The organism is Methylobacterium sp. WL64 (assembly GCF_008039945.1).
Classification (GTDB): Bacteria; Pseudomonadota; Alphaproteobacteria; order Rhizobiales; family Beijerinckiaceae; genus Methylobacterium.
The window spans coordinates 1-25342 of record NZ_VRVA01000083.1; the positions used below are offsets into that span (position 1 = coordinate 1).

20 protein-coding genes and 1 pseudogene are annotated in these 25342 nt (G+C 67.1%); 12 read left to right on the plus strand and 9 right to left on the minus strand.

The window, feature by feature from the left end:
- Both FV242_RS24415 and FV242_RS24420 read left to right on the plus strand, forming a co-directional pair.
- On the plus strand, positions 1-522 hold a 522-nt coding region (locus FV242_RS24415), incomplete at its 5' end, for a transposase (RefSeq protein WP_187278544.1).
- A gap of 41 nt (positions 523-563) precedes the next feature.
- A pseudogene (locus tag FV242_RS24420) lies at positions 564-1538 on the plus strand (IS630 family transposase); the annotation flags it as partial.
- A 66-nt stretch (positions 1539-1604) separates the two neighbouring features.
- Here the strand turns inward: FV242_RS24420 and FV242_RS24425 are convergent.
- From FV242_RS24425 to FV242_RS24440, 4 genes are all read right to left on the minus strand, one after another.
- Positions 1605-2924, minus strand: a complete 1320-nt coding sequence (locus tag FV242_RS24425) for an MFS transporter (RefSeq protein WP_147897456.1) — start codon at positions 2922-2924, stop codon at positions 1605-1607.
- A gap of 94 nt (positions 2925-3018) precedes the next feature.
- Positions 3019-3864 (minus strand): aspartate dehydrogenase, encoded by an 846-nt coding sequence (locus FV242_RS24430; RefSeq protein WP_147908844.1) that lies wholly within the window; start codon positions 3862-3864, stop codon positions 3019-3021.
- Positions 3865-4040: 176 nt separating this feature from the next.
- The gene (locus FV242_RS24435) at positions 4041-5069 is read right to left on the minus strand and encodes an amidohydrolase family protein (RefSeq protein WP_147940740.1); all 1029 of its coding nucleotides are present in this window, start codon (positions 5067-5069) and stop codon (positions 4041-4043) included.
- A 1300-nt stretch (positions 5070-6369) separates the two neighbouring features.
- A complete protein-coding gene (locus FV242_RS24440; protein ID WP_187278545.1) occupies positions 6370-7215 on the minus strand; it encodes an IclR family transcriptional regulator in 846 nt (281 codons plus the stop codon).
- A 414-nt stretch (positions 7216-7629) separates the two neighbouring features.
- Between FV242_RS24440 and FV242_RS24445 the strand changes: the two genes are divergently transcribed.
- From FV242_RS24445 to FV242_RS24485, 9 genes are all read left to right on the plus strand, one after another.
- A complete protein-coding gene (locus FV242_RS24445) occupies positions 7630-8640 on the plus strand; it encodes an ABC transporter substrate-binding protein (protein WP_246692018.1) in 1011 nt (336 codons plus the stop codon).
- Positions 8641-8687: 47 nt separating this feature from the next.
- Positions 8688-9839, plus strand: a complete 1152-nt coding sequence (locus tag FV242_RS24450; protein WP_147940729.1) for an acyl-CoA dehydrogenase family protein — start codon at positions 8688-8690, stop codon at positions 9837-9839.
- Positions 9836-10966 carry an acyl-CoA dehydrogenase family protein gene (locus FV242_RS24455; protein ID WP_147940730.1) on the plus strand — a complete coding sequence of 377 codons (1131 nt, stop codon included), beginning with the start codon at positions 9836-9838 and terminating at the stop codon, positions 10964-10966. Before FV242_RS24450 ends, FV242_RS24455 begins: the two co-directional genes overlap by 4 nt.
- Positions 10967-10982: 16 nt before the next feature.
- A complete protein-coding gene (locus tag FV242_RS24460) occupies positions 10983-12254 on the plus strand; it encodes a CaiB/BaiF CoA-transferase family protein (protein WP_246692857.1) in 1272 nt (423 codons plus the stop codon).
- Complete coding sequence (locus FV242_RS24465; protein WP_147908839.1) at positions 12251-13054, plus strand: enoyl-CoA hydratase/isomerase family protein; 804 nt, start codon at positions 12251-12253, stop codon at positions 13052-13054. The genes FV242_RS24460 and FV242_RS24465 overlap by 4 nt, the downstream gene beginning before the upstream one ends.
- A gap of 205 nt (positions 13055-13259) precedes the next feature.
- On the plus strand, positions 13260-14075 hold the full coding sequence (locus FV242_RS24470; RefSeq protein WP_147940732.1) for a class II aldolase/adducin family protein: 816 nt from the start codon (positions 13260-13262) through the stop codon (positions 14073-14075).
- 147 nt (positions 14076-14222) lie between these two features.
- Positions 14223-15515: an MFS transporter gene (locus FV242_RS24475; RefSeq protein WP_147853647.1), complete on the plus strand. Its 1293-nt coding sequence runs from the start codon at positions 14223-14225 to the stop codon at positions 15513-15515.
- Positions 15516-15535: 20 nt separating this feature from the next.
- Entirely contained in the window at positions 15536-16465 is a 930-nt protein-coding gene (locus FV242_RS24480; RefSeq protein ID WP_147940733.1) for an SMP-30/gluconolactonase/LRE family protein, read from the plus strand.
- 214 nt (positions 16466-16679) lie between these two features.
- The gene (locus FV242_RS24485) at positions 16680-17225 is read left to right on the plus strand and encodes a carboxymuconolactone decarboxylase family protein (protein ID WP_147940734.1); all 546 of its coding nucleotides are present in this window, start codon (positions 16680-16682) and stop codon (positions 17223-17225) included.
- A 442-nt stretch (positions 17226-17667) separates the two neighbouring features.
- Here FV242_RS24485 and FV242_RS24490 read toward each other — a convergent pair whose 3' ends face one another.
- The 5 genes from FV242_RS24490 to FV242_RS24510 all read right to left on the minus strand — a co-directional run bounded on the left by FV242_RS24490 (position 17668) and on the right by FV242_RS24510 (position 22928).
- Positions 17668-18918, minus strand: coding sequence for an FAD-binding oxidoreductase (locus FV242_RS24490; RefSeq protein WP_147940735.1), 1251 nt, complete (start codon positions 18916-18918; stop codon positions 17668-17670).
- Positions 18919-19070: 152 nt separating this feature from the next.
- Complete coding sequence (locus tag FV242_RS24495; RefSeq protein ID WP_187278546.1) at positions 19071-19841, minus strand: ABC transporter permease; 771 nt, start codon at positions 19839-19841, stop codon at positions 19071-19073.
- Between the two features lie 2 nt (positions 19842-19843).
- Complete coding sequence (locus FV242_RS24500; protein ID WP_147940737.1) at positions 19844-20677, minus strand: ABC transporter permease; 834 nt, start codon at positions 20675-20677, stop codon at positions 19844-19846.
- A complete protein-coding gene (locus FV242_RS24505; protein WP_246692859.1) occupies positions 20677-21843 on the minus strand; it encodes an ABC transporter ATP-binding protein in 1167 nt (388 codons plus the stop codon). The genes FV242_RS24500 and FV242_RS24505 overlap by 1 nt, the downstream gene beginning before the upstream one ends.
- A 17-nt stretch (positions 21844-21860) precedes the next feature.
- On the minus strand, positions 21861-22928 hold the full coding sequence (locus FV242_RS24510) for an ABC transporter substrate-binding protein (RefSeq protein ID WP_147940738.1): 1068 nt from the start codon (positions 22926-22928) through the stop codon (positions 21861-21863).
- A 198-nt stretch (positions 22929-23126) separates the two neighbouring features.
- Between FV242_RS24510 and FV242_RS24515 the strand changes: the two genes are divergently transcribed.
- Complete coding sequence (locus FV242_RS24515; protein WP_147940739.1) at positions 23127-24407, plus strand: FAD-binding oxidoreductase; 1281 nt, start codon at positions 23127-23129, stop codon at positions 24405-24407.
- Positions 24408-25342 lie beyond the last annotated feature (935 nt).

Here is a 25342-nt window from a genome sequence, read left to right on the forward strand (position 1 = left end):
GGCCTGAAGGGCTTCCCCGATGCGATCCGGGCGGTGTTCCCCGAGGCGCTGGTCCAGACCTGCATCGTCCACCTCCTGCGCCACAGCCTCGACTTCGTCTCCTACAAGGACCGCAAGCTCGTGGCGGGGGCGCTGAAGGAGATCTACCGTGCGCTCGATGCCGCCGCCGGCGAGACGGCCTTGGCTGCCTTCGAGGCGGGCGAGTGGGGCCGGAAGTATCCGGCCATCGCCCAGAGTTGGCGGCGGGCCTGGGGCGAGGTGGTCCCGTTCTACGCCTTCCCGGGCGAGGTCCGGCGGATCCTGTACACCACGAACGCCATCGAGGCCCTGAACGCCACCCTGCGCCGGGCCGTGCGCGCCCGGGGCCACTTCCCGACCGACGAGGCCGCGCTGAAGCTGCTCTACCTGGTCTTGAACCGCTCCGAGAAGGCGTGGAAGATGGGCCCGCGTGAGTGGGTCATGGCCAAGGCGCAGTTCGCCGTCATCTTCGGCGAGCGCTTCACCCGGGCCATGGCGGCCTGATGTTCAACCCGCCGCTCACACACGGAATTTCCGATAGTCCCGTGCTGGCCTGTGCCGAACCTGGCTCCACGAACACCGGCATCGCCCGCAGCCTCGGGATCAGCCGTCCGAGCGTCACGACCTGGCGTGCCCGCTTCCTGGCCCACCGCCTCGACGGCCTCATCGACCTGCCCCGCTCCGGTGCGCCGCGTGCCACCGAGGACACGGCGATCGAGGCGATGATCACCCTCACGCTGGAGAGCCAGCCGGAGAACGCCACCCACTGGTCGACGCGCGCCATGGCGAAGCGGGTTGGGATGAGCCAGACCATGGTCTCGCGGGTGTGGCGCGCCTTCGGCCTGCAGCCGCACAGGACCAAGAGCTTCAAGCTGTCGACCGATCCCGCCTTCGTCGACAAGGTCCGGGACGTGGTCGGCCTGTACATGGCCCCGCCGCATCGGGCCGTGGTGCTGTGCGTGGACGAGAAGCCCCAGATCCAGGCGCTGACCGGCACGGCCCCCGTGCTGCCGATGCGGCCCGGCCAGCCCGAGCGCCGGACCCACGACTATCGCCGCCAGGGCACGACCGATCTGTTCGCTGCCCTCGACGTGCAGACGGGGACCGTGATCGGCCGCTGTACGCCCCGGCATCGTTCGGTCGAGTTCCGCGCCTTTCTCGATCAGGTCGAGGCGAGCGTGCCGGCAAACCTCGACGTCCACCTCGTCCTCGACAACGCCGCCACCCACAAGACCAAACTGATCCACGACTGGCTGCTGAAGCGCCCGCGCTGGCACCTGCACTTCACCCCGACCTCGGCCTCATGGCTCAACCTCGTCGAGGGCTGGTTCGCTCGCCTCACCCGCAGACGCCTACAGCGCGGCGCCTTCCAACACACCGACGATCTCGAAGCCGCGATCCACCGCTACATCGACCACACCAACGCCGACCCGAAGCCCTTCGTCTGGACCAAACCCGCCGACGCCATCCTCGCCAGCCTCGGCCGCTTCTGCCAAAGAACCTCTGACTCAGACCACTAGGGCGTGCTGCTGACATCGTCTCGCGGAACTCCCGCCCGAACCGCGGTGCAGGGCGTCGTTTATGTTCTACGCCTGCTCGCCTGGCAGGACGGGGATCAACGGGGGGCGCGTGCGGCCCAGTCCCAACGCGAGCGCGGCGCCCGTGGCCGTGACCAGCGCGAGCGGCAGCAAGCCCAGCGCGTAGCTGCCGCTCGCGTCCTTGATCACGCCCATCAGATACGTTCCGATGAAGGCGCCGAGGTTGCCGATGGCGTTGACCTGCGCGATCCCGGCCGCGGACGCGCCCGGCGGCAGCCATTCCGTGACCAGCGCCCAAAACGGGCCTTTGACTGCGTAGGTCCCAAGGATTGCCAGGAACAGGATCCCGACTGTCGGCCAGAGCCCCTGCGCAGCCAGCGCTGCCGCGAGGCAGAGTGCGGTGAGCGCCTGAGGCCCGGCGACGTGCCAAGCTCGTTCCCCCGTACGGTCCGAGCGTCGGGCCCAGAGCACCATCAGCCCGGCCGCGATCCCGAACGGCACCGAGTTGAGCATGCCGATCTCCATCGTCGTGAGGCCGTAGGACTTGAAGATCTGTGGCTGCCAGATCGACAGGCACGCGCTCGCGCCGACACTTCCGGCGAAGATTAAGCCCGCCGCCATCACGCGCCGATCGGAGATCACCCGCCAGACGGAAGGCCGCACTGTTGGCTGCTCCGCGCGCTCCGCGGCCAGGCGTCCAATCAGCCAACCGCGCTGCGCCTCGTCGAGCCAGGGCGCTCGGTCCGGCCCCTCCGGCAGAAATCGCAGGACGAGCAGGCCGAGAACCACGGCCGGCGCCGCCTCGACGATTGACATCAGCTGCCAGCCGCGCAGACCCAGCCAGCCGTCGAGCCCGAGCAGGGCCGCCGAGATCGGCGAGCCGACGAAGTTCGACAGGGGCACGGCCACCGCGAAGAGGGCGATCACGCGGGCGCGGTAGGCCTTCGGGAACCAGCGCGTCAGGTAGAAGATCACGCCGGGATAGAAGCCGGCCTCCGCCGCGCCGAGCAGGAAGCGCACCGTGCAGAACGAGAGTGGGCCGATGACGAGCGCGGTGGCCGCGGAGATGAGTCCCCAGGTGATCATGATGCGGGCCAGCCAGAGGCGGGCACCGAACCGCTCGAGCATCAGGTTGGAGGGCACCTCGAACAGGAAATAGGCGACGAAGAAGAGACCGGCGCCCAGGCCGAAGACCGAGGACGACAGGCCGGCATCGGCGTTCATCTGCAGGGCGGCGAAGCCGACGTTGACGCGGTCGATGAAGGCGACGAGGAAGCCCAGCATCAGGAGCGGCATGAGCCGCATCGTCACGCGCCGCATCGTTACCCGCTCGATCTCGGACAGGATCTCACCGCTCGCCGATGTCACGGACCGCTCCGGGATCTGAGAGACAACCGCGCGCGGCCTCGGGCCCAAGCGCGTGAGCGTGGCACCACAGGGCGTGCCAGCCCGGATGGGTCCTTTAGGTCCCGACCCTGAGCGGGGCGGCGAGCTTGCGCAGGTAGGCGATGACCGACAGAGCGGTGATGCGACCCGTGCGGGGGTTCTCATCAGTCGGCACGTTCTCGATCGTCATCGAGAATCGCGCCGCGTCGGCCTCGACCTCGATGCGGTGAGTGTTGCGGTCGAGGATGGGGTCGGCCCAGATCTCGAGCTCGGTCCGATCCGGTCCGATGCCGGCGAGCGAGAGCGCCACCGCGACGTTGAGGTTTGCCGGAAACCCGCGGGCCGCCTCGCGTGGGCTGCCGGCAAAAACCCGCATCGGCTCGGTGATCCCAGCGATCTCGATGCCGTTTTCAACGAGGTAGGGCGCGCCGACGAGCCCGCGCACGGGCTTGCGGGTAATCATGCGCACCGTGTGGATCGTGCCCTCCGCGGCGGCCGTCACGGCGTCGAGGCCGAGCAGCGCGCCAGTCGGGACGACGATCTGCCCCCCGTGGGCGCGGGCGAGCTCCACGAGGTCCTCGTTGTCGAGGAGCGCCCCGCAGCTCAGCACGACGGCCGTCTTGCCCGCCGTCACGAAAGGCCGCACGATCGCGGGGAGGTGCTGGGATGGTGCGCATTCCAGAACGATATCGGCCCGCGGCTCCAGGGCGTCGAACGCGGTGACGACCTCGGGCGGCTCGGCCAGCGCCGCGAGTTCGGCGCGAGCCTTAGCGGCGTCGCGGACCGCGACGGCGGTCAGGCTCAGTCCCGGTATAGCGCCCCCGTCGAGCGCCCGCGCTACGGCGCGCCCGACCGTGCCGAGGCCGGCGATCGCGACGCGGCCGCCTCGGACCGGCGACCTGGATGCTTCTTGCAGCGCCATTCTGGATTCCCATTCAACATGGCCGGGGAGGCTGGCCACAATCCGTCTGCATCGGCCATGCCGAGGAGCTGAATCGATTGGACTCTATCGACTCCCGTCGCGGACCAGCGGGCAAACGCGCGGTCGCACAGAAGCCGTTCTGTCGGGCCATCTGTGCCGTCAAATTGGCTATTCGTTTATGGCATCAGATCGGCCGATTTAAGTTTGCTTGCGAGTCGTGGGTAGACCTTCAATGTGTTTCCGGCGTAGATCTTCGCCCGGTCGGTGTCGGACACTTCAGCCGCATCGACATAGCGCTTGGTGTCATCGTAGGCGTGGCCGGTTTCAGGATCAGTGCCGTTCACCGCGCCCACCATCTCCGAGGCGAACAGCACATTCTCATGCGGCACGACTTTCAGCAGCAGGTCGATGCCCGGTTGATGATAGACGCAGGTGTCGAAGTAAACGTTGCGCATCAACTCGGACAGAGGCGGCCTCTTCAGGTCCTGCGCGAGACCTCTGTAGCGGCCCCAATGGTAGGGCACAGCGCCGCCGCCGTGGGGGATGATCAGGCGAAGCGTCGGAAAATCCTTGAAGAGGTCCGAGGTGACGAACTGCATGAACGCACTGGTGTCACCGTTGATGTAGTGCGCGCCCGTCGCGTGGAAATTGGGATTGGCCGAGGCGCTGACATGCACCATGCCCGGCACGTCCAGTTCCACCATCTTCTCCCAGAGGGGGTACCAGAATCGATCGGACAGAGGTGGGTCCGTCCAGTAGCCACCCGAGGGGTCTGGATTGACGTTGCAGCCGACGAAGCCGAGATCATTTACACAGCGCTCCAGCTCGGCCGTGCAGTTTTTTGGCGAGACGCCGGGTGTCTGTGGCAGCTGGCAGACGCCGACGAAATTCTTCGGCATCAGGCTCGCGACACGGTGGATCATGTCATTCGATACGATCGACCAGTCGAGGCTGGTGCGCGCGGTGCCAATATGGTGGCCCATGCCCCCCGCCCGCGGTGAGAACAGGGCGAGTGAGATGCCCCGCTCGCTCTGAAGCTTCAGCTGGCGCCCGCTCACGCTCTCGCGGATCTCGTCGTCGCTCACTCGTAGACTGGACGGGCTCGGCGATTGAGCGGGGTCGTTGATGGCATCGATCTGACGCTTGCGCCAAGACAACATGGCCGGCGGCTCGGTGGTGTAGTGTCCGTGGCAGTCGATCACGATACCTGTATAGCGGGGCCCCTGCGGCGCTGGCTCGGCGCGCGCGGTGTCCATCGTGATGGCCGCGGCGACAGCTCCAAAGCCCGCGAGGCCGCGGATGAAGCCGCGGCGCGGCAGGCAGCAAGGGCAGGCGGCGGCCCCGGTCGGGTCGGTCGCGGCGATCATCGCGATCCCCCCGCAGAAGCGCGTTGGACCATGTGGGGTTCACCCGGACCTGACAGAGCCGCGAGGGCAGGACGAACGACAATCCCTAAACGTCGTAGCATGCCGGCGCCTCTAGATTTTATGCTTCAATCTCGACCGCACAACTGACGCCGCAAAGTCAAATTCGTCCAGTCGCACGGCTGACACCGCGTCCAGGTTCAGCGACGCATTTGGCCGAATGTCGCTCCCGATGGACCGGCAATCGAAGGAGGTCTGCAACTGAGCTGCCGATGATGTCACGACAACGCGTTCGAACACGATTGACCGGTGACCGTCGCTTCCCGGCACATAGCCGGCGCCCCTGAACGACCGGCTGGACGCAGCGCCAGAACTCGGCTTGCTGGGGATGTCGGCGCTGTGTTGCCACCGCGCTCGAGGCTTATTTTTGCCGCTAAATCCTAAATCAGCAAACGGCTCTCAGTCCGAGGATATGATCTGCGATCGCGCGTCGTTAAATTAATACGCGAGGACGCAACAAAAATCGATGCGTAGGATTAATATTGATATAAGGTATATGGGATCTATTTAAACAATACCGATACAAAGGTGTCGGCGGCGCCTCATTCTTGATTGCGGGATTGAATTTTACAACAAATCTAAAATCTTTCGATTGGTCCTGCTGTGCACAGCGGATAGCTCCTCTCCAACCACTTTTGCTACTCTCAAACCCCTTCTTATCAGAGTGAGGCGTCTCTCAGTGGGGACGCTCGATATCCGGGGGCCGCCTCGCCGCTTACCCTGCGGGTAGGACAACGCGAGTTTGCAAGCCGAACGGCATCGGTGAAAGGCGATCACCGAGTTTACGTAGGCGGACTGCAAGGTGTCGGGGACGAGGCGTAGGCCGGCTGAGCCTTTGAACAGCCATGGGCTTAGCGATTGGCGACTTCTCACTGCACGCCAACCGAACGTTACAGACGTTTTGCGCGGTCCGAACCCACTTGATGAGTCGGGCCGCATGGGAAAACGATAGTATATGTTATTGAGCTGGATCTAAATATTTCGGCTTAAACGGTAAAAAATTAAATTTCTTTTGATTGACGGCGAGCCGGAGACCAGAATCGTGCTAGCAATGGCCAGTTCCGTCATGTGCTTGCCCATCTTAGTCTGCATGCACCAAGAAACGCGCGATCGCATCGTGAATCAGCGCGACGATCTGTGCCTCCCGTCGCTCGAATTCCTCGAGCAGTCCTGAGACCGCAACGGCGAGGGGACGGCCCTTGCGGTCGATGCGGTTGGGTAGTGGCACCGCGATCGACCCGGCGCCGGACGTGACGAGGCCATGCGAGAAGAAATGGCCGTCCTGCCGCAAACGGGTCACGTTGGCCAAGACGGCTGCGACTTGAATCGGGGGTTGCTCGGGCGGGGCCTCCGCGTTCGTGCGCCGTACGAGTGGGCCGATCTCGGCATCCGGGATCCCGGCGAGAAGCGCGGTGCCGGTCGCCGACCACACCACAAGTCGGCGCGTGCCGGGTGGGACGTGAAAGCGCATCGCGGTTTGCGCCTGCAACACGTGGACGTACTGCGAGTAGATGGTGTTGCGTGCCGCTAGGATCACCGTGCCGCCCGTGCACTCGGACAGATGCTCGAGCATGCGCACGAGACTACCGTCGCGCACCGGTCCCTTGTCGAGCCACGCGCCCAGCAGCGCGACCCGCGGCGACGGCAGGAAGCTGCGGCTGTCGGCGTCGTAATCGAGATAGCCGAGTTGGGCCAGGCTCTTCAAAAGCATCGAGGTTGAGGATTGCGGAAAGCCTAGGCGTTCGGCAATCTCCGAGACCCGAGCTTCGCGCTGAAGCTCGTCGAAAAGCTCCAGGATCTGAAGCACGCGGCCCGCGGACTTCACGAAAGCCAAAGAGGGACCGACTGCATCGGCCCTGACCAAGAGGTCCGTGCTCGAACCCGCTCCGGTCTTTACCCGAGGCGTGACGCGGTCGGGGGCAATCATACCCGGCTCCAGGCCGGTAGTGCGAGGAGGCTGTGAACGGCCTCGAACGTGATATCCGCGCACCGTGAAGCCCACCAATAGGCTGCCCGCCCGGCAATCATCTGAGTCGCCCGCAACTCGAACGAACATGGCGTCTGCGGCGCGATCTCATGGCATGTCCAATCATCGTGAATGGAGTACGGGTCGCTTGGGTCCAGCTGCCGTCATGAATGCATCACCGCATCCGCGCTCGACGACGTATAGTGCGAATCATCCGCCGCTCCATCACAGATGTGATATCGCTCAGCAGATCCACGATGACGGTTGAAGACCAATCCCGGCTCTGTCCTACTCGAGGGCGAGCGCCGGACAGTGATGCTGTCCGGACGTGCTGAGACCGCGCGCCAAGGGCGGCTCTGCTCGGGAGGAATGCCGATGTCGATCCGCCTCGCGGCCGTCGCCGCGCGTCTCGTCTCCGTGGCGCTGCTATTGTCCGCTTTGAGCGGACCGACCCGCGCCGAGACGAACACGGTCCGGATCGGCCTGCAATACGGCCTCGTCTACCTGCCGGTAATGATCGCTCAGAACGAAGGTTTGTTCGATAAGCGCGCCAAGGCGGCAGGCCTCGACGGGCTGTCGGTCACGCTGAGCCGCTTCAGTGGCTCGGCCGCGATGAACGACGCACTGCTTTCCGACAGCATCGAGCTGGGCACACTCGGCGCGACCGGCGCCTTGATCGCCTGGGACAAGACCCGCGGTCGTCAGCAGATCAAGAGTCTCTGCGCCCTCACTTCAGTCGTCTACACGCTGTTTACGGGCAAGCAGGGCGTTACCGCGCTGAAGGATTTTACCTTTGGCGACAAAATCGCGGTCCCAGCCTTCAACTCGCCGCAGGCTATCCTGCTGCGGGTGGCCGCAGCCCGGCAGCTCGGCGATCCGGCGAAGGCGGATACTCTGATGGTGAGCCTGCCCCACCCCGACGCCACCGCGGCCATGCGCGCCGGGCAAGGCATCGCCGGCTACTTCTCGACGCCACCCTTCACCCAGATCCTACGGGCGGATCCCAAGCTCCGGGCGATCATGACCTCCACCGGTCTGATCGGCGACGGAGACCCTACCGCCGCGACCCTGAACGCCAAGCAGGGCTTCGTCGACGCCAATCCCAAGGTGACGCAGGCCATCCTCGCCGGCATGGAGGACGCGGTTTCGCTCATCCGCAGCGACCCGAGGCGGGCGGCGGCGATCTACCTGGCTTCAGAGCAGGTGCAGATCGATCAGGCCCAGGTCGAGTCGACCCTCACCGACGGGTCCCTCGTCTACGGCGTGGCCCCGAAAGACATGGTCAACCTTGCCAAGGCGATGGCGGCGCAGGGGCTCCTGCGCAAAGTGCCGACCGACTGGCAAGAGCTCTTCTTTCCGGGCCTCAAGGAACGCGACGGAAGCTGAGCGAGCCATACGGGCGAGCCCCTGATCTGACAGACCACGGAGCAGAGATGCAGAGCTTTCGCTTCAGCGCCGAACCGCTCCCGGCCGAGGCCGAGGCGGCCCGTGCGGCCGTCCGGGTTTTTCTCGACGCTGAACTGGCGGCGGGGCACTTCGTGCCACATCGGACCTCGTGGACGACCTTCGACGCCGGCTTCAGCCGACGTGCCGGGGCGGCCGGGTTCATCGGCCTGACCATGCCGGAGGCGTATGGTGGCCATGAGCGGTCCGGCCTCGTCCGCTTCGTCGTCACCGAGGAGATGCTGGCGGCCGGCGCGCCCTGCGGGGCGCACTGGATCTCCGACCGCCAGTCTGGCCCACAGATCCTGCGGCACGGTTCCGAGGCGGCCAAGCGGGCGATCCTGCCGCGGATCTGCCGCGGCGAATGCGCCTTCGGCATCGGCATGAGCGAGCCGAACTCGGGCTCGGACCTCGCCGCCGTGCGCACCCGCGCGGCGCGCGACGGCGACGATTGGGTGATCAACGGCTCCAAGATCTGGACGACGAACGCCCATCAGGTCGATTACCTGCTCGCCCTGGTCCGGACCGGTGAGCCCGGACCAGACCGGCACGGCGGCTTGACCCAGTTCATCATCGACATGGCGGCTCCCGGGGTCACGGTGCGACCGATCCTCGACCTGTCAGGCCACCACGAGTTCAACGAGGTGTTCTTCACCGACTACCGCGTCCCGGACGCCATGATGGTCGGCGCGGAGGCCGAGGGCTGGGGGCTCGTCACGGAGGAACTCGCTTTCGAGCGCTCGGGGCCCGACCGCTTCCTGTCGGACTACCGGCTGCTCGTCGAACTCGTCGACCGGATCGGGCCGGAACCCGACCGGTTCCAGGCGGTCGAGATCGGCCGGATGGTGGCGCAGCTCACCGCGCTTCTCGGCATGTCGGCCTCGGTGGCCCGGCTCCTCGACAAGGGCGTCGTCCCCGGCGTTGAGGCGGCGCTCGTGAAGGATGTCGGCAACAGCTTCGAGCGCGCGGTGCCGGAGATCGCCCGGCGGCTCGTGCCGGTTGAGCCGAGCCTCACCGCGCAGGGCGAGCCGTTCCGTGAGGCGCTCGGCGGCGTGACCCTGCGGGCGCCCTCCTTCACCCTGCGCGGCGGCACCCGCGAGGTTCTGCGCGGGGTCATCGCGCGGGGACTGGGCTTGCGATGAACACGACCAACCACGCACAGGATGGGGCGGCCGACGAGGTCGCCGACATCGTCCTCGATCAATTCGAGCGGCTGCTGGCCCAGCATCTCTCGCCGCAGGTGCTGGCGGCCTGCGACGGTGCCGTGGACGACGCGGCCTGGCCCGCGGATCTCTGGAGGGCGCTTAACGACAGCGGTCTGCCGCTGGCCCTGGTGCCCGAAGCGGCCGACGGGATCGGCTTGGAGGCCAGGACGGCGGCCTTGCTGATCCGGCGCTGTGGGCAGGCGGCCTTGCCGCTGCCGCTGCCCGAGACCATCGCGGGTGCGGCGCTCTGGGCGGCGGCAGGCGGCGGCGCGCCGGAGGGCGCCCTCACTTTGGTCCCAGCCGGCAGCCCCGTTCGAATCACGCGGCGGGCCGACGGTTTCGTCCTCGACGGGCGGGCGGCGCAGGTGCCCTGGGGCGGTTCGGTCGCGGCCCTGCTCGTGGATGCGATCGACGCCGCGGGCGCAGTGCACCTCGTGCGGATCGCAGCACCGGGCACGGTTCGCGACACGCGCCACAACCTCGCGGGCGAGCCGCGCGACGCCCTCGACCTCATGGGCTGCACCGTCGCCCTGGACGAGGTGCGGACGGCACCGGACTGGGCCGCCGAGGTTGGTATCGGCTCGGTGGAGACAGTCGGCGCCTGGGCGCGCGCGCAGCAGTTGGTGGGCGCGATGGAGACCTGCCTCGCCTCCGCCCTCGATCACGCCCGCGAGCGGCAGCAATTCGGGCGGCCGCTCGCCAAGTTTCAGGTGATCCAGCACATGCTGGCCGAAGCCGCGGGCCACGTCGCGGCGGCGACTGCATCGGCTGATCTCGCTGCCGCGTGCTGGGGAGATGCGCGCTTCGTCCTCGCCACCGCGATGGCCAAAGCGCGCTGCGGCGAGGCGGCGGGCCACGTCGCCGAGATCTGCCACCAGATCCACGGAGCGATGGGTTTCACCCAGGAGCACCCGCTGCACCGCGCGACGCGGCGGCTGTGGTCTTGGCGAGACGAGTTCGGCTCCGACGCTCGGTGGCAGGAACGGATCGGGCGCGCGGTCTGCGCGGGCGGAGGCACCGCTCTCTGGCCGATGCTGGTCCGGCTGCGGGCCGGTGCCGGTTGAGATGGGAGATCGGTGCGTGCTGGATCATTCCGCCGGGACGAAAGAGGACGGTCCCCTCGCGGGCGTGCGGATCGTGGATCTCACCAGCGTGATCATGGGGCCCTCAGCCACGCACATCCTGGCCGATCTCGGGGCGGACGTAATCAAGATCGAGACGCCGGAGGGCGACTCCTTCCGTCACTACCGGCCGGCCCGCAACGCCGGGATGGGCGGCAACTTCCTGCACCTCAACCGCAACAAGCGCAGCGTCCGCCTGGACCTGAAACGGCCCGAGGCGCGGGCGGCCCTCGACCGGCTCATCGTGACGGCGGACGTCTTCGTGCACTCGATGCGCCCGGACGCGATCCTGCGCCTGGGCTACGGCTACGAGCGAGTCCGCGCGCTCAAGCCCGAGATCATCTTCTGCGGGGCCTACGGGTTCGGGGCCGACGGCCCCTATGCCCACAAGGCAGCCTACGACGACCTGATCCAGGCGGGCTCCGGCCTCGCGGCACTCCAGACCGCCGCCACCGGCCAGCCCGGCTACCTGCCCACCGTGCTCTGCGACAAGATCGCGGGGCAGGCCATCGCCTGCGCGATCCTGGCGGCCCTCTACGAGCGACGCGCCGGCGGCGGCGGGCAGGCAGTGGAAGTGCCGATGTTCGAGACCATGGTGGAGTTCAACTTCGTCGAGCACATGGTCGGCTACGCATTCCAGCCACCGCTCGGGCCGCCGGGCTTCAACCGGGTGCTCAGCCCGAAGCGCAAGCCCTACCGCACCCAGGACGGCTATGCCTGCATCCTGCCCTACTCCGACCGGAACTGGCGCGACTTCTTCATCCACACCGGCCGACTCGAGTTCGTGGACGACCCGCGCTTCACGCCGCTCGCCGTGCGGGTGGAGAATATCGAGGTCCTGTACGCGCTGGTGGAGGAGGAGGCGCCGCGCAGGACCACGGCAGAGTGGGTGGCGTTCTGCGACTCGGTGAGCATCCCGTGCATGCCCGTCCTTGGGTTGGAGGACCTGCCGGAGGACGCGCATCTGAAGGCGGTGGGCTTCTTCGGCACCGCCGAGCATCCGAGTGAGGGGCGCTACCGCACCATGCGCCGGCCGGTCTCGTTCAGCGGCAGCCGATTCACGATCCGCCGCCACGCGCCCCGGCACGGCGAGCACACCGCCGAGGTCCTAGCCGAGGCCGGCCTCGATCCGTCGGAGATCGCTGCCCTGGGCGCGGACATGACCGCGCCCGAAGCGACGACCACGACGGTCGAACGCTCGGCCGTCGCACCTTTGGAGACCGCCCCATGACCAGCCAGACCGAGGATCTTGGTGCCGGCGAAGACCTCCTGTTCGCTGTCGCCGAGGGGGTGGCGACCATCACGTTGAACCGACCAGAGCGGAAGAACGCCTTCACCTTCCCGATGATCGAGGCCTGGACGGCGGCCCTCCAGCGCTGCCGCACGGATGAGGCGGTCCGCGTCGTCATCGTGACCGGCGCAGGCCCGGCCTTCTGCAGCGGCGGCGACATCGTCGAGATGGGCGAGCGCCTCGACCAGCCGCCCCAGCGGCGTAAGGACGAACTTTTTAGCCGGATCCAGCGCATCCCGCTGGCGCTCGAGGATCTCGACAAGCCGGTCATCGCCGCGCTGAACGGCGTGGCCACCGGGGCGGGCCTCGACCTCGCGCTGATGTGCGACCTGCGCTACGCCGCGCGCAGTGCCCGCTTTGCCGAGACCTATGTTCGCGTCGGGCTGGTGCCCGGTGCCGGGGGCGCCCACTTCCTGCCCCGACTCGTCGGCACCGCGAAGGCGCTAGAGCTGTTCTTCACCGGTGACTTCGTCGATGCGGAGGAAGCGCTCCGGATCGGCCTCGTCAACGGCGTTCACGACGATGTGGCCCTGATGCCGGCGGTCGAGGCGCTGGCGCGTCGGATCGCCAAGGCGCCACCGCTCACGCTGAGCCTGATCAAGCGCGCAGTCTATCAGGGGATGCGCAACGACCTGCGCACCAACCTCGACCTGATCTCCTCGCACTATGCGGTGATCACCGCGACGCCCGAGCATCGGGATGCGGTGCAGGCGTTCATCGGCGGGCGCAGCAAGCCTTGAAATGAAGGGCGCCCACTTGAGTGCTGGGGGGCTTCCGGTTGGGTTAACCCGCCACCGTACGTGATGTGGGGAAGAGGACGTCCCAGGAACGAAAGCAGCAGAAGCAAAACAGCATCGGCATTGTGTCAGCCAGTTCCATTTTTTGATTAGAATGATCGCGAAAGATAATATCAAATACCATTCGAACAATTAAAGGCCTCGCCAAATGAATGTTGCAGCCAAGCGGTCGGTGTACGAACCTGACCAAGCCGGTCTGGCTTTCCCCCGCTACCCCGTGTTCGATGATGCCGCGCAGGAGCGAAGGCACCGCAAGGTTCGGTTGGCGGCCGCCTGTAGGCTTTTTGCTGATCTGGGCTACGAATATGGATTCGCCGGCCACATCACCGTCCGCGACCCGGAGGATCCGAACCTCTACTGGACGAATCCGTTCGCCATGGAATTCGGGGCGGTCAAGGCGTCGGACCTCCTCCTCGTCGACCACGACGGCCGAGTCATCGAGGGCGCGCGTGCGGTGAACCGCGCCGGCTTCGTCCTGCACGCCGCCATCCACGAGGCGCACCCCGGCATCCTGGCATCGTGCCACTGCCACACGATCAACGGCATGGCTTGGGCCGCCCTGGGCCGGCGAATGGATCCGATCACTCAGACGGCCTGCGGCTTCTACGGTGATGGGCAGGCCCTGATCACCGAGGAAGCTGGCGCCGTGGTGGTGGAGCGCGGGGCCGGCCACAGCGTCGCCGCCGCGTTCGGACGCGACACCAAGGTCGCCATTCACCAGAACCACGGCCTGTTCAGCGCCGGCCAAGAGAGCATCGAGGAGGCCGTTTGGTGGTTCGTGGCCGCCGAGCGGGCCTGCGAGATTCAACTCAAGGCCGAGGCGACGGGCCACCCCCTGAAGCTCGTTCCCGAAGCCAACGCGGCGCACTCCGCCAAACACCTCGCCACTCCGTTCATGGCGTGGCTTCATGCCCAGCCGATGTTCGACCGCACTTTGCGCCAGCATTCGGACTTGATCGACTGATCGATTGCTGCACACCGCGGCGCGCGCATCTATGCCGAGCAACAATACGGCGCGGATCAAGAGCTCGCGGTGCCGGGAATGATTACGGCATCCTATGTCTTCAATTGTAATATAGAATAATCATACCGACTGCATCGGGAGGTGCGAATGGGCAAGCGCCGTTATCTGCTGTATATTGGCATTTTCTTGCTTGTCGTTTTCAATTATGTGGACCGGGTCGCGTTGTCGGTCGCGGCGCCGGCGATCGCGGCTGAATACAATCTGAGTCCGGTGCAGGTCGGTTACCTGTTTTCAGCTTATCTCTGGACGTATGTCGTCTGCTTGATCCCATGCGGATTTCTGACCGATCGCTACGGGGCGAAGGTGGTCAACGGTGTCGGTGTGCTCGTGTGGTCCGGCGCGACGATTCTCACAGGGCTCGCGTCCGGCTTCGTCAGCCTTCTCGGCTCGCGCATGCTGATGGGCGCTGCGGAGGCGTCCACCTATCCAGCGGGCGGTCGCGTGTTGCGGGATTGGGCGCCGCGATCCGAGTTCGGTTTGGCGGCCACGATGCTCAACAGCGGCGGCTACGCGGGTCCTGCGTTCGGGACCTTGCTGCTCGGCTGGGTGGTGTCTGTCCACGGCTGGCGGTGGGGGTTCTATACGGCCGGCTTGCTGGGCTTGGTTTGGCTGGTCGGTTGGCTGGTCTGGTATCGCGGGCCGGAGACGGCGACCTTTGTCGGCGAGGACGAGCGCGCCTTCATCCTGCAGGCGCGTGATTCCGGGGCGAAATCAGGTGGCTCGGCGGAAGGGTTCGGCGTGCTGTTGCGCTCGCGCAGTATGATCGCCGTCGCCGTCACGCAGGGCTGCGCCGTCTACACGCAGATCGTGTTCCTGACCTGGCTTCCGAGCTATCTCGCCAACGTCAAACACATGTCGATCGTGAAATCGGGCCTGTTCACGGCGTTCCCGTACTTCGCGGCAACGGTCTTGGCGTGGGTCCTCGCCCATCTGAGCGATCGTGCGCTGGCCGCGGAGGGCGGCTCCAGCACGGGGCGGCGGCGGCGCATCGTCGTCGTGTCGATGCTCAGCGCGGCCGTGATCCTGGCGGCACCGTTCGTCGACAGCACGCCGATGATTTTGGGCCTGATCACCATCTCGCTGACCGGCTTGGCGACGGGCATCTCGCTCAATATCGCCCTGGCCGCCGATCTGCTGCGGTCGCCGGCTAGTGCTGGCAAGGCCATGGCGATCCAGATCACCGGCGGGAACATGTTCGGCCTCATCGCGCCGATCGCCACGGGCTACATCATCGCGGCGACGGGTAGCTACGACCTCGCCTTCGTGGCCGGTGGCGTGCTGCTGGTGACCGGGGCCGTGATCACGCTGACGCTGACGCACGCCCCGATCGGTGGCGACCTCCCCGCGCCAGCGGTCGTCCCCGCGCTGCGCCGCGCTTAAGCTCTTAGACGGAGGTCACGATGTACGCAGCCCCGCCTATCTGCCCAACGAGAGTCTTCGCCACCTACCCCGAGGCGTGGCGGGTAGCCACGGCGAAGAACGAGTGGATCCGCACGCAGCCCGGGCGCATGCCGACCGGGTCGTTCCTGGAGGGGCCGTCCTTCGACCGTGACGGCAATCTCTGGTGTGTCGACATCCCGAACGGACGCATCTTGCGCGTGGCGCCGGACGGCGGTTTCACCATCGTGGCCGAGTACGATGGTTGGCCGAACGGCCTCAAGATCCACCGTGACGGCCGGATATTCATCGCCGACTACAAGAACGGCATCATGGTCGTCGAACCGGATACCGGCACGGTCCAGCCGTTCCTCCTGCGGGTCGGCCCCGAGCGGTTCCGGGGCGTTAACGATCTCTTCTTCTCTCGCGAGGGCGATCTCTACTTCACCGATCAGGGCCTAACCGGCTGGCAAGACCCGGGCGGACGCCTCTTCCGCGTTCGGGCGGACGGGGTCGTGACCTGCATCCTGGACGGCATCCCCAGCCCGAACGGCCTCGTCATGAACCTCACTGAGGACACGGTGTACCTAGCGGTTACGCGGGCCAACGCGGTCTGGCGGATCCCGCTGATGCGGGACGGGACGGCCGCCAAGGTGGGCACCTTCATCCAGATGTCGGGCGGGGCCGGGCCGGACGGGCTCGCCCTCGACGCGGAGGGCCGCATCGCCGTCGCCCATGCCGGGAAGGGCGCCGTCTGGCTGTTCGACGCCACGGGGGAGCCGGTACTGCGCATAACCTCCTGCGCCGGCCTGCACACTACCAACGTGGCGTTCGGCGGCGCGGATGGACGAGCACTGTTCATCACTGAGTCTGGCTCAGGCGTCATCCTACGGGCTGACCTGCAGACGCCCGGGCACACTATGTTCTCGCACACGCACGAGAGAGAGACGTGATCGTTGGCCCTGTGCGTCGCACGGTTGGAGCTCAGGTCTGCAGATCGGCCGGCCAGTCCCAATCGAAACACCCGGGATCGCCACGGCCGAGGATAATCCGTGAGGCTCGCACGGGGCGTCGTCCCGCCGCCGAACGCCGCCAAGACGCGCGGCAGATCCTGATCGGCCTTCGCCTCGCCGCGATCCCCGCGTCACCGGCACGGAGTGGATACAGATGGCCCATCTCCCCTATGCGGACCCGGATCGACCCGAAACGGCCGAACTCGTCGCTCGCATCACCGCCCAGCGCGGCGGGGTGCTGCACCTCTACGCCATGCTGCTGCACAGCCCGCCGGTAGCCGACGGCTGGCTGCATTTCCTCAGCGCGATCCGCCAGCGCTGCGTCGTGCCGGGGGCCCTGCGCGAGCTCGTGATCCTGCAGGTCGCCCACCTCAACGGGGCGCCCTACGAGGCCGAGCAGCATATCCCGATCGCGCTGCGCGAAGGGGTGCACCAAGCGCAGGTCGACGCCCTCCCCGACTGGAGGGCGTCAGACGTGTTCGAGCCGGCGCAGCGCGCGGCCCTGGCCTACTGCGATGCGATGACCCAAACCATCCACGTGCCAGCTGACGTGTTCGCGGACCTGCGCACCCACTTCGACCCGCGGGCGATCGTCGAGCTCACCGCGACGGTCGGGGCCTACAACATGGTCTCGCGCTTCCTCGAAGCGCTCGGCATCAGCTCCGCCGACGACATGCGTGCGGGGCGGGCTGACCGATGACAGACCCCTTCTCCCTCGACGGCAAGGTCGTGCTCATCACCGGCTGCGGCTCGCAGTAGCCCTGGTGGGGCAATGGTAAGGCCACGGTCGTGACCTTCGTCCGGCGCGGCGCGAGGGTCGCCACCACCGGATCGAAGCTGCAGATCGAGGTCGCCGCGCGCGTCCTGGACGAGCCCAGGACTAACTGAAGCTTCACCCCGCATAACGTGATGAAGTTCGCCGACTTCATGGCGCGCGCTGGCATGATCGCGAGCGCGCCGGCGTCGTGGCGCGACCTCTACTTCCCGGAGGCCGTGTCCGATCGGCCCGGCGGCTGAGAGTTTGATCCCTGCCGCGATCAATGACGGAACGCCCAATTCCGCGGGCAGCCTCACCCTCCGTTTGAAGCCTCGCGCGCGTCCTTGGCGCTCAGTTCGTCTCGGGGCGAGCCGCGGCGACGCGCTCAGGACGCGAAGCGGCTGACGGCGTAGGGAGCCGGATCGATCGGGGCGGCGCGCCGTGCCAGGAGCGCGGCGACCAAGCGCCCACTCGGCGGGCCGGCGGTCATGCCGTAGTGGCCGTGGCCGAACGCGAGATGCAGGCCCGGCTGCTGCGGGACCGGACCGAGCACGGGCAGCGTATCCGGGAGTGAGGGCCGGAATCCGAGCCACAGCTGCGGCTCCCCGTGGGTGAGGCCGGGGAAGAGCGCGCGCGCGTGCTCGGCCAGGATCCGGGCGCGGGTCTCGTCCGGCGGAGCATTGAGGCCTGCAAATTCGACCGTTCCGGCCGCGCGCAGGCCCCCCTCCATCGGTGTCACGCCGAAACCGCGCGATTTATAGCTGATCGTGTAGCGCGGTTCGATCGACGGCGTGGGCAGCATGGCGTGATAGCCGCGCTCGGTCTCGAGCGGCACGCGCACGCCGAGCGGGTCGAGCAGCGCCTTCGACCATGCCCCGCCCGCGACCACGACGTCGGCGCCGGCTCGGTTCGCGACATTGGTCCAGACTGTGAAGCCGCCGCCCTCGCGCGGGATGAGTTTCAGGGCCCGCTCGGCCACGATCGTGCCGCCCTCCGCGCGCAGCCGGTCCGCTAGAGCTTCGATGAGCCGGGCGGGGCTAATCGTGTAGCCGTTGCCGGGCACGAGGAGCGCGCGCCGCACGGCGCGGGAGATGCCGGGCACCATCTGCTGCAGGTCGTCGGCGCCGAGCATCTGCGCCTCGATCCCGTGCCGCTCGCGGATCTGCCGCTCGACGCCCGCGCCCGCGCTCTCGCCCTCGCCGTCCCAGACCTGGATCTGACCGGTGCGCCGGACAAGCTCGCCGAACACCTGCGGTCCGATCAGGTCCTGCCAGCAGGCGAACGCGTCCTTGTGGAGCGCGCGCAGCGCGTCCGAGATCGCCAGGACCCGCTCCATCCGTCCCTCCTTGATCCAGCGCATCAGCCAAGGCAGCGCGGTGGGCAAGTAGGAGGGGTGGACGACGAGGGGACCCTTCTTGTCCCGAAGCCAGGCGGGCACCTGGCGCAGCATGCCGGGCATCGCGATCGGCGAGGCTGTGTCGGCGCTGATCATGCCCGCGTTGCCGTAAGAGGCGCCGCCGCCCGGCGGCAGCGGATCGATCACAGTCACATCTCGGCCGACGCGCCGGAGGTAGAGCGCGGTCGACAGCCCGACCACGCCCGCGCCGAGGACGATCGCGTTGTTATCATCGCTCATGCGGCGTCTCCGGCGGCTGAGGATAGGCGGTGGCCCGACCGAGATCGGCCGAGGGGATCGCATTAGGATCTCGCCGCGGCGGCCGCGGACCGCGCGCGTCGCCCACGCGATGCGGGCGGTATCGTGGGAGCGGGGGGATCTCGTGCATGGGGTCAGGCGTCCCGGCGCCGGCGCAGGAGCGCGTCGACGCCCAGAATCACGCCCGTGACGCCGATCAGGAACGCGCTGACCGCCGCCACCGTCGGCTCGACCTGCATGTGCAGGCTGTTCCAGATGCGCACCGGCAGGGTCTGGGTGGCCGCGTTGGTGAGGAAGAGCGAGATGACGAGCTCGTCGAAGGAGGTCAGAAACGCGAACAGGGCGGCTGACGCGAGGCCGGGTGCGGCGAGCGGCACGACGACGGTGCGCATCGTCCGGGCGCGGCTGGCGCCCAGGCTCAGGGCCGCCTGCTCCAAGCGCAGGTCGACGGACTGCAGCGCGGACAACAGGATCAGCAGGACGACCGGGAAGGCGATCACCGCGTGGCACAGGCCGACCCAAATCACGCTTCCGACCAGCCCGAGGCGGGCGGACGCGTAGTACATAGCGATCGCCGTCACGACGGTCGGCGAGACGATCGGCAGGAGCGCGACGGCCAGGACCAGCCGCTTGGCCGGAAACGCGCCGCGCACGAGCGCGTAGGCAGCCAGGAACCCCACCCCGGTGGCGACGACGCAGGCCACACCGCCGATCGCGAGGCTCGACCACAGCGCGGCGCGCCAGGCCGGATCGCCGAGGAAGGCCGCGAACCAGCGCAGCGAAAGGGACGTGGGCGGGAAGCGCAGGAGGGTGCCGCCATTGAAGCCCAGCACCACCACGATGACGATCGGCAGGATCAGGAGCAGGCAGGCGCATCCGACGAACAGCGGCAGCGCGGCGCGCACGCTCAGGCCCCCATCATGCGGCGCAGATCCGTCACGCGGGCGTAGAGCGCGAAGAGGATCAGGGTCGCGACGAGCAGCACCACCGACATCACGGCCGCGCTCGGCCAGTCGATCAGGATCTCGACAGCCCGCTCGATCAACATCGCGACGGTGACGTTGCTGGGCCCACCCATCAGGGCGGGCGTGATGAAGAAGCCGAGCGCCAGGATGAGGACGATGAGCGAGCCCGACACGATCCCCGGGACCGACAACGGGAGATAAACGCGCCGGAACAGATAGAGGGGGCTCGCCCCGAGGGCGCGCCCGGCCCGCAGCAGGTTGGGGTCGATCGCCTTCATGGTCGCGTAGAGCGTCAGCACCATGTAGGGCAGCAGCACATAGGTCATGCCGACCACGATCCCGAAGGTATTGTACAGGAGCGCGAGGGGCGCTCCGATGAGTCCCGACGCGCCCAGGAGCTCGTTAATGAGCCCGCTGCGGCCGAGCACCACGGTCAGCGCGTAGGTCCGCACGATCACGCTGGTGAAGTACGGCACGATCACGCAAAACACGACGAGCGCGGCGCGCCAGCCGCGGCGATTGGCCAGGTAGAATGCGATTGGGTAGCCGATCACCAGCGTCGCGAGCGTGACGAGGACCGAGACCCAGAGCGTCGTGAGCGCGGCGACCTGCATGGCGCGCGCGGTGAGGACGTCGACGAAGAGCTCGGGCACCTCGGCGGGCTTCGTCTCGATAAACAGGGTCCGCGCCAGGAACCAGGCGAGCGGCGCGAGGAACAGCAGCGCGAGCAGGCCGAGCGCGGGCAGGAGCAGGAGCCACGTCCGGTCCCGGCCCATCACGTCGCTTCCGGCGGTAGGATGACCGTGTCGGCCGGGGACCACGCGAGGGCGACGCGCTCGCCGGGCTCGGGGTGGTGATGGGCGGCCACGTTCGGGGCGTCGGCTGTCACGAGCGCGCCGCTCGCCGTCTCGACCGCGTAGCGCACGACGCTGCCGAGGAAGGACGCGCGCCGCACCGTGCCGCTCAGGCGGTTGACCGCCTCGCGCGGCGGATCGGCTGAGGGGTGCAGCGTCAGCTTCTCCGGGCGCACGAACAGCTGACCCTCGGTCCCCGCCCCGCGCGTCGCCGCTCCATCCGCGTGCAGCACCGCCCCGTCCTCGAGCTGGAATGCGATGCGGTCCGGGCCGGGCGTCACGATCCTGCCCGGCAGGATGTTCGCCTCGCCCAGGAACCGGGCGGTGAAGGCGTTGACCGGGCGTTCGTAGACGTCGCGGGGCGCACCGATTTGCTCGACGCGGCCGCGGCTCATGATCGCCACGCGATCGGACAGGTTCATCGCCTCTTCTTGGTCGTGTGTCACATAGAGGACCGTCATTCCGAGCCGCCGCTGGATCTCCTTGATCTCGACCTGCAGGTCGTAGCGGAGGTTCTTGTCGAGGGCGCCCAGGGGCTCGTCCATCAGCACGACGGGCGGCTGGAACACGATCGCCCGGGCGATGGCCACGCGCTGCTGCTGGCCGCCCGAGAGCTGGCGCGCGTAGCGGTCGGACAGGTGCCTGAGTTGGACAAGGTCGAGCGCGGCCGCGACCCGCTCGCGCACGAGCGCCTTCGGCATTCCGCGCGCCCTGAGCGGGAACGCCACGTTCTCGAACACGTCCATGTGTGGGAAGATCGCGTAGTTCTGGAAGACCATGCCGAAGCCGCGCCGCTCCGGGGGCACGGCCGCGAGGTCGGCCCCGTCGACCAGGAGGCGCCCGGCGTCGATCGACGCGAACCCCGCGACCATCATCAGGGTCGTGGTTTTGCCCGAGCCGGAGGGACCGAGCAGCGAGAAGAACTCGCCCGCCTGGATGCGGGTCTCGAAGCGGTCCACGACGGTCTCGGCGCCGTAGATCTTGGTCAGCCCCTGGAGTTCAAGCGCCTTGCCGGCCGGTCCCGTGACTGCCGCGGTCGCGGCCGCCACGTGCTCGCGTGGGTGGGTGAGGCCGACTGCGCCCGGCACGATCGCGTCCTGTCCGATCACAGCACCCAATTCGACCAAGCGCGGCTCACTTTGGTTCGGTTGGCCGACCACCAGTTGATGTCGTTCCTGAAGCCCTTCGACACGGTCCAGGGCGTGCCGGTTGCGGGATCGATCAGGAGCTTAGACGTGTGCGGGTAGACCTTAATGTTGACGGGGATCGCCTTGTACTCGGCCAGCCAGCGCTTCTGTACGTCCTCGCTGATCGAGTAATCGATGAACTTGAGCGCGGCCTCGGGCGCCTTGGCCCCCTTGGGTATGGCGTAGGACTGCACCAAGACCTGGTTCTGGTTCCACTGGATGCCGAGCGGTGCGCCGCCGTCGATGGAGGCCTGAGCGCGGGTGTTCCAGAGCACGCCGAGCACGGCCTCCTTGTCGGCCAGCATCTGCGCGGACAGCGCGCCGGTATCCCAGAACTTGGGGACGCTAGACTTGATCCGGCCCAGGGATTTGAGGGCGCGCTCGATGTCGACGGGGTAGACCTTGTCCATCGCAACGCCGTCGGCGAGGAGCGCGATCTCGAGGTTCGGGGCTCCGGACTCAATCCCGGCCAGCGTGCGCGGCCCGGGAAACGCCTGCGTGTCCCAGAACTCGGCCCAGGATTTTGGCTCGGAGCCGGGCTTGAACACGTCCGTGCGGTAGCAGAGCACGAACGCGTACACGAACGAGCCGACCTGATAGGGGAGCTTCAGGCTCGGATCGATATCCTCAAGCTTCGTGTATCGAAACGTGCCGTAGTCGATCGGGACGAGCGCGCCCGCCTCCTCCAGCATGAGGTTGGCGTCGTTGCCAGTGTCGATGCAGTCGATCTCAACCTGCCCGGCTTTATACATAGCGAGTAATTTGCCCACCGTGCTCGGGACCGGCACGATCTCGATGCCGGTCTCCTTCAGGAACGGCTCGTAGACGGTCCTGCGCTTGATTTCGTCGAAGGAGCCGCCGGGCGTGCGCACCCGCAGTTGCGTGGCCGCCCGGGCGGGGTTCGTGATCACGGCCGGCATGGCCAGCAACGCCGCACTGCCCGCCATGAGGCCGCGCCGCGTCGGGGTCGTGGACAGCTTCGACACAGCGGGCTCTCCTGACTTCTAGGTAGAGTGTAGGCGCATAAAACATCGCTCGGCTAGCGGAAATCGCGGGCATTCCTGATCGCAATTGCAACTTTGCGCACACGGCGAGGGCTATTACGCTTGCGGCAATCCAGTCCCGACTTGCATCCTTAAGCTGGAGATCGGGCGTTGGCCTCGCCCGCCGTCGAAGGACCTCCTATGATCAAACGCGAGCCATATTGGTGGCAGGCGGCGCCTCTGACCGCCTCGGACCCTGTACCTGTGCAAGGCATCTCCGACGTGGTGATTGTCGGTGCGGGTTACACGGGACTATCTGCGGCGCTGACGCTGGCCCGGGCCGGCCGCAGCGTTCAGGTCTTCGACCGGCAGAAGCCCGGCGAGGGCGCCTCATCCCGCAACGGCGGCATCACTAGCGGGAATCTGCGCCCTTCACTCGCCGAGATGACGCAACGGTTCGGCGCTGAGCGAGCGGGTTCTCTGGTAGCGGAGGCCAAGGATGCGCGCGAGGACCTGTACCGGTTCATCGTCGAGGAGGGGATCGACTGCGACTTTCAGCGCGTCGGACGCTTCGCCGGCGCCTCCCGCGCCGTAGATTACGATCGCCTGGCGCGGGAGGCTGATCACCTGCGCAACGAGTTCGGCATTGAGGCTTTCCCGGTCGCACGAAACGAGCAACGCAGCTATATCGGCACGGCATTCTATCACGGCGGCAACGTCCGCATGGACATCGGCGGGCTTCATCCGGCGAAACTGCACGCTGGGATGCTCCGCCTCGCCCAGAACGCGGGCGCCATTGTGCACGGTGAGACCGCCGTCCTAGGCATCCGGAACGAGGCCAAAGGCTACGAGGTGCTGACCGCACGTGGGACAGTCCGGGCCAGCCACGTGATCGCAGGTACCAACGGCTACACGGATCGGTTCGACCGCTGGCTGCGCAGCCGCCTCGTACCCGTGCGCAGCCGCATCATTGCGACCGTGCCACTCTCGGCCAACCTCATGGGCGAATTGATGCCCAGTCGCATGATGTATTCTGAGACGCGCAAGCTCCACTATTACTACCGGCCTTCACCCGACGGGACGCGTATTCTATTCGGCGGCCGGGACGGGACGATCGCCGGGGAAGCGGATTGGCCGACCGCGAGCCTAAGACGCGCGCTGGCCGACATCTTTCCCCAGCTTGACGGCATCGCGATCGAGCACAGCTGGTACGGCAATGTTGCCATGAACCGCGACATGGTCCCCCGCATCTTCGCGCGAGACGGGCGTCGCTACGCGGCGGGCTACTGCGGATCGGGCGTCGTGTGGGCGCGATGGGCAGGCCAGAAGGCAGCGCTCCAGGTCCTGAACGATCAGGAGGGACGCTCTGCCCTCGATTTCCGCCCGCCGCGGTGGGTGCCGCTCGTTTCCGGAAAGGCGTGGTTCATGCCGGCCGTATTTGGTTGGCTCCGCATCCAGGACAGGTGGGCTGCTCGGAGATGAAAACGCCGCCGCGGATGCTTGAGCAACACCAGCTTACCTGCGCCGGCATATCTAGTGGGTTTTCCCGGCTAACTCACCGCGTAAGTACTAAAAAAATTAAGATCTAATACCGCTTCTGTTCTAAGCACGGGCGGGCTCATTCGTGGTCGGTGCTCCCGCCTGAAATTCCTAACACTCCCCGAAAACGCTGCGTAGCCTCAACGTGTCAACGCGTGCGCCGACTGACTACATCACCCATACCCCTTACGGTACCGCCCAGCCCCCGCGCACCACCTGTACCGCCACCATGCCGGCCTTCATCGCCCCTGCGCACAGCCAACTCGCACGCGCCGCGGTCGCAACTTACAACCATCAGTTCGCCGACTCAGCCGCCGGCCCACTCCCGTTCGTCCCTACTCACGCCCGCGCGGTCCACCGCCCTCACCGCTGCCGGCCTTTCGGACCACGCCGGCGCGCTGCACCGCCGCTACACCGACTGGTGGCTCGTCGACGGTGAACTCACCGCCGCGATGGGAGCCGCCGCATACGCACCCGCTGCTGAGGCATTGGCAGCGCCCGCGCACATGCCGACCGTTGACACCACCAGCGCGACCAAGCCGGTCAACCGTTCACGACCGCAGCGCACTCGGCCTGCGACCCGACCTCGAACTGCTGCTTGACAGGATCGCAAACAAAAGACGATCCGAGCCGTCAGCATGCGACTGCAGCCGGAGCGACTTTATTCAGATGCGCGCCGATACTTTGGCAAGTGCTTGAGCGCCACTAGCCTACCCCACGCAGGCACATCTCAGGATTCTGCCCGCTTCGTGTAATTACCCACGCCATTGATGGCTGGTTTCAGGCGCCGATGGTCTTGAGAATGGTGCCGAAGGGACTGCGGCCTGCGAGGCGCGCGGTATCGACGACGGTGCGGATGTCGGCCTCGCCCTCGGCGG